Below are 5,964 nucleotides of genomic sequence, written 5' to 3' on the forward strand. Positions count from 1 at the left end.
AAACATAGTTTTCTTTAAATAGTCTGTTTTCACGGCTATTCAAAGGGCTTTTGATTTCTAATCTCCCATTTTCCAATGTTTGAATACTCAGTGATTCTGGTTGGGTTAGGGTTACTAAATAATGGAAAACTACTTTTTCAGTATTGGATTCCTGGGCAAAGGTTCCAAATAAACCTAACAGGAAAAATATAATGTAACGCATTCTATTCATTTTCCAATGCTTCAATTCGCTTTGTGAGTGCTTCCAGTTGTTTTTGCTGTGAGATGGTATGTAAAGTGAGTTCCTCAATTTTTTCAAGCAATACCAAATTCATTTCTTTAAGGGAAAGACCTTCAGAAGCAAGTTCTTCAGCCGAAGGTACTTTGGGCAAATGGTGGTTTTGCTTTATATAATGTTCAATTGCTTCCAGCGATAGAAAACGATAGGCAGGGTTTAAAGTTGAATGCCCCCAAAAATATGTTTGAAAAACATAGTCTGGAGCCACAGCGCCGTTTAAATCTACGTTTACTTCCTGAGTATGAATGGCGCCCTTAACAGTCAGCATAGCGTCAGGTTCAGTAGTATTGATTCCAATAAAACCATTTTCTGCTTCTATAAGGTTTTTAAAATGTTGTATGTCTTGACTGAACCCCATTACTGAAAACACAAGGGTCAATGTGAATATGAAGGATGATTTCATAGAATTTAAGGTTTTAGGTGAAGGAAACAGACTGCTATTGCGAATCTACAACCCAAACCACCAATTTACAAAATCAAACGCAACATTAACAAAATTCTCACGTTTTATTCAGGTAATATAACTGAAGAATCCAATATATTTGATCAACAATAAATCAACAACCATGAATAGAATACGCATTGCTTTTTTAAACTGCTTTATGCTGTTTTCCACAGTGCTTTTTTCACAACAATCTGCTGTTTATACTACTGATTTTGCTGCATACCAGGAAGCAATTTCAAAGTATAACAACAAGCAGTACAATGCCGCTCAAACGCTGTTTCTGGAATTGGAAAAAAACACGCCCAATGAAAGCCTGAAAGCCGATTGCGCCTATTTTGCTGCCAATGCAGCCATCAGACTCAACCAACAAGGAGCCGAACAAATGATGGAAGATTTTGTGACACGATACCCAACCAGCACAAAGAGAAACAGCGCCTTTCAAGAGGTAGGAACCTATTATTTTGAAATAGGACGTTATCCACAGTCATTGAAATGGTTTGAAAAAGTAGATGAAAGCAATTTAAGTTACACCCAGCGCGAACAGTTTTATTTTCAAATAGGATATGCCTATTTTCAAACCAAAAGAAACGCTGAAGCAAGAAAATATTTTAACCGAATTTCAACTTCCAAAGAATTTGGCTCTCAGGCTAAATACTACCTTGGATATATGGCTTATGAAGGGGATGACTATCAGGAAGCCAATCAATATTTTGAGGGCATCGATGAAAATGACCGCCTTTCAGAAAACCTTTCCTACTATCAGGCCGATATGAATTTCAAGCTGGGTAATTTTGAAGAAGCCATTCAACTTGGAAAAGAACAATTCGGAAAATCAAATGCACAGGAACAATCACAACTTTCAAAAATTATAGGTGAAAGCTATTTCAACCTGGGTCAGTATGAGGCTGCAATTCCTTATTTAAGTGAATATAGAGGTCTGAGAGGAAAATGGAACAATACAGACTACTACCAGCTGGGGTATGCATACTACAAGCAAAACGACTATGAAAACGCCATTTCAGAATTCAATAAAATAATTGACGGACGAAATGCAGTTGCTCAAAATGCCTATTACCACTTAGGGGATTCTTACCTTAAACAAAACAAAAAACAAGAGGCCCTCAACGCCTTTAAAAATGCTTCTGAAATGAACTTTAGTGCACAGATTCAAGAAGATGCTTTTTATAACTATGCCAAACTAAGCTATGAAATTGGAAATGCCTACACCTCTGTTCCACAGGTACTGACTGCTTTTTTGGAAACATATCCACAAACCAATAATAAGGGAGAAATCCAGGATTTATTAATCGACTCATACATTTCTTCAAAAAACTATAAAGCAGCATTGCACTTGCTTGAGAATAACAAAAGCTTTACCAACAAGCTGGCTTTACAAAAAGTAGCATTTTTTCGCGGTCTTGAACTCTTTGAAGAAGCAAATTATCGCGATGCCAAAGTTCATTTTGATAAATCACTGAAAGAGCCCCGGGATGCATCAATCACTGCACGTGCTACATTCTGGAAAGCAGAAAGTGACTACCAACTTAACGACTTTGAACAGGCATTGATCGGATTTAAACAGTTTCTACAACTCCCACAAAACGCTGCTACACCCGAATTTAAAAACAGCAATTACCACTTGGCCTATACTTATTTCAAGATCAAAAACTACCAGGAAGCCATCAATGCTTTTCAACAGTTTCTAAGTAAAGGAGGTACAGATAAAATCCTTCAAAAAGACGCCAACTTAAGACTGGCAGATAGTTATTTTGTTACCAGTCAATACTGGCCGGCTATGGAAGCCTATAACAAAGTGATAGCAGCCGGTGGGGTGCAAACCGACTATGCTGCATTTCAAAAAGCAATCAGTTATGGATTTGTTGACAGAACACAAACCAAACTTGAAGAATTATCAGGGTTTGAAAACAACTATCCCAATTCAACCTACCGTGACGAGGCACTTTATGAACTTGGAAATACACATCTGGCACTTAATAATAATTCACAAGCCATCAAAGCTTATGATCGACTTGTTTCAATCCTTCCTATGAGTAGTTATGTGCCCAAAGCACTTTTGAAAAAAGGCTTGATATTGAACAATACAGAAAAATATCAAGAGTCACTGACCGTTTTTAAAACAGTGGCATCAAACTACCCTTCCTCACCTGAGGCAATACAGGCAGTCTCCTCTGCCAAATTGATTTACATCGACCTTGGACGGGTGAATGAATATGCACAATGGGTGCAAACACTCGATTTTGTTGAAGTTGCCGATGCTGAAATTGATCAGGCTACCTTTGAAGCCGCTGAAACAAAATATTTACAGAATGATTCACAGGCAATTGCACTTCTCGAAAACTACCTGAAGGATTTTCCAAACGGAATTCACCTGTTACCCGCTAATTTTTATTTAGCCGAACGGTATTTTTCATCAGGTCAAAATGAAAAGGCCATTGAAAAATACAACTATGTGGTTTCAAAAGAACGCAGTGAGTTTTCAGAACAGGCCCTGGTGCGAGTCACCCAACTCTATCTGGAGAAAAATGAATTTTCAAAAGCAACTCCCTTGTTAAACCGGTTGGAAAAGGAAGGAACCAAACCTCAAAACATCATTTACGCACAGTCAAACCTGATGAAAGCCAACTATGAAGCAAAAAACTATGCACAAGCAGTGATTTTTGCAGAAAAAGTACTCAAAGACTCCAATGCTGAAAAAAGAGCAATAAATGATGCCCATAGCATCATAGCACGCTCGGCTATACAAACCGGCGATGAGCAAAAGGCTAAAAATGCATATGCAGAAGTTCAAAAAACAGCAACCGGAGCTTTAGCAGCAGAAGCATTGTACTATCAGGCTTATTTTGAAAATAAAGATGAAGCTTTCAAGCAGTCAAATACTACTGTTCAAAAACTGGCTAAGGACTTTTCAGGTTACAAAATTTGGGGTGGAAAAGGACTGGTGTTAATGGCAAAAAACTTTTATGCTTTAAACGATGCCTACCAGGCCACTTACATCCTGGAAAGTGTATTGGAAAACTTTGCTAATTTCCCGGAAATTAGTGAAGAAGCAACTCTTGAACTCAATAAAATTAAAGCTGAAGAAGCCAAAACCAATGCTTCAGTTGAAACCAATGAGAATTAATAAACCCATTTTTTTAAGTCATAAAATAACGATGAATTTGAAATCATTCAGAAAATACATTCCCCTGGTATTCTCGCTAATAGCAATTGTTGTTCAAGCACAGGATACAATAGGCACTGAGGTAATCAATGTGGTAAAACCTTATACACCATCAGTTTCCGATGCCTTTAAAATTAATGAAAACCCCACCAGCCTTGATTCTCTTGACATTGAGAAAAAAGAAGTGAACTACAGTATTTTTTCTGTGCCCGTAGCATCAACCTTTACACCGGCCAAAGGGAAGGCCACCACAGTTGAACGAAAACGCCCGGAAAAAATATTTGGAAGCTATGCAACCCTTGGATTTGGAAATTATACTTCGGTACTGGGCGAACTCTACACCAATTTTGAAGTTAATAGGGGTCAAAACCTCAGTTTGTTTCTAAAGCATAACTCCTCACAGGGTGGAATCAAAGAAGTATTGCTCGATGATAAATTCTACAACACTGCGCTCGACTTAAATTTTACGGCCGATTCCAGATTTATGAATTACGAATTGGGCTTTGGGGTACTTCATCAACTGTATAACTGGTATGGTCTTTCAACTGACTTTCCGCTGCTGGCACCTATGGCTGATAATATTGGTGTTGATCATTCCTACTTCGGAGCCTCAGTTTCAGCCGGACTTGCGATGCAAGACAGTCCGTTTTCAGGTGGAAACGCAAACCTTAGTTACTTTGGTGACTCTTATAACTCTTCTGAAATCCGGTTTGTGGCAACACCCGAATTTCAATTTGACCTGGGAGGACAGGATATTGGAACAGATGTTGAAATTAACTACCTGAACGGAACTTTTGACCGCAACTATCAAAACACCGTTTCTGAATTGAAATACAGCTACCTCTTTGCCGGACTGCAACCTTATATCAGATTTCAAAATGAAACATTTTCACTAAAACTGGGGGCAAAAGCGGTCTATGTCATGGATATGGAAAATACCGAAAATGATTTTTATATTTATCCAAAAGTGAATGCCTCAGTAAAAGTTGTCGAAGAATATATGACAGTTTATGCAGGTGTTGATGGAAACCTTGAACAAAACTCCTATTTCAATTTCACACAAGAAAATCCTTTTGTTTCTCCCACTTTGTTAATTGCACCTACTGATAAACAATATGACGCTTTTGCGGGAATCAATGGTAAAATAACATCCGTGATAAGTTATAATTTAAAGGCTTCCTATAAAAATGAAATCAACAAGCCATTTTTCCTTGCAAACCCATTGGCATTCACCCCAATGGAAGGCTATGAATTTGGAAATTCTTTCGGGTTGGTTTATGATGATGTAACGACTCTGGAAGTCTTTGGCGAATTGATTACAGACATCAGTTCCGGTGTTTCTATCGGATTGAATGCAAGCTACTTAAATTACTCCATGGAACTCTTACCGGAAGCGTATAATTTACCGGAGCTAAAAGCAACACTTTTTGCAAATGCTGCTTTTACTGAAAAATTACACGTTAATTTCAGTCTCTTTTATGTTGGTGAACGGGAAACTGAATTTAAAAGCTTAGACGCATACCTTGATGCAAACCTACGTCTGAACTATGCAATCAATGACCAGTTGAGTATCTTCGCAAAAGGGAGTAACCTCTTTGGAGATTCCTATGAAAAATGGCTGAACACACCTGTTCAGGGCATTCAGGTCCTGGCTGGAGCGACTTATAAATTTGATTGGTAAAAGAGAAAGAAATATTATTTTTTAATTGGTCTGTAAAAATCCTACTTTTACAGACCTTATTATTTATTTGATTATGAAAAAAATTATACTGGTTTTACTAACCGCGTTCATTTTTATTTCTTGCAAGAAAACGCTTCCAGCTGACCTCTTGGTGATGAACGCCAACATATATACGGTCAATGATTCTTTTGACAAGGCAGAAGCCTTTGTCGTTAAGAAGGGTAAAATTGTTGAAGTTGGCACCACTTCCTCCTTAAGCCAAAAATACAATGCCAAAGAAACCTATGACTTTGCGGGTAAAACCATTTTGCCCGGCTTTATTGATGCACACGCCCATTTTTACGGGCTGGGTTTGAATCAGCGAGTAGTCAATCTTGTAG

Annotated in this window: 4 protein-coding genes and 1 pseudogene; 3 read left to right on the forward strand and 2 right to left on the reverse strand. The window is 38.0% G+C overall.

Annotated features, from left to right (window positions below; all coding sequences use genetic code 11):
• A partial coding sequence (locus AACY61_RS07470; protein ID WP_339610954.1) for a hypothetical protein occupies positions 1 to 202 on the reverse strand: 202 nt, incomplete at its 3' end.
• A gap of 1 nt (position 203) precedes the next feature.
• Positions 204 to 680 (reverse strand): hypothetical protein, encoded by a 477-nt coding sequence (locus AACY61_RS07475; RefSeq protein WP_339610955.1) that lies wholly within the window; start codon positions 678 to 680, stop codon positions 204 to 206.
• Between the two features lie 163 nt (positions 681 to 843).
• On the opposite strand from AACY61_RS07475, the gene AACY61_RS07480 reads away from it, so the two are divergent.
• The 3 genes and pseudogenes from AACY61_RS07480 to AACY61_RS07490 all read left to right on the forward strand — a co-directional run.
• Positions 844 to 3,864: a tetratricopeptide repeat protein gene (locus AACY61_RS07480; protein WP_339610956.1), complete on the forward strand. Its 3,021-nt coding sequence runs from the start codon at positions 844 to 846 to the stop codon at positions 3,862 to 3,864.
• Positions 3,854 to 5,584, forward strand: a complete 1,731-nt coding sequence (locus AACY61_RS07485; protein ID WP_339610958.1) for a TonB-dependent receptor — start codon at positions 3,854 to 3,856, stop codon at positions 5,582 to 5,584. The genes AACY61_RS07480 and AACY61_RS07485 overlap by 11 nt, the downstream gene beginning before the upstream one ends.
• A 73-nt stretch (positions 5,585 to 5,657) precedes the next feature.
• Positions 5,658 to 5,964, forward strand: a pseudogene (locus tag AACY61_RS07490) (amidohydrolase); the annotation flags it as partial.

This window comes from uncultured Planktosalinus sp. (assembly GCF_963973675.1).
Classification (GTDB): Bacteria; Bacteroidota; Bacteroidia; order Flavobacteriales; family Flavobacteriaceae; genus Planktosalinus.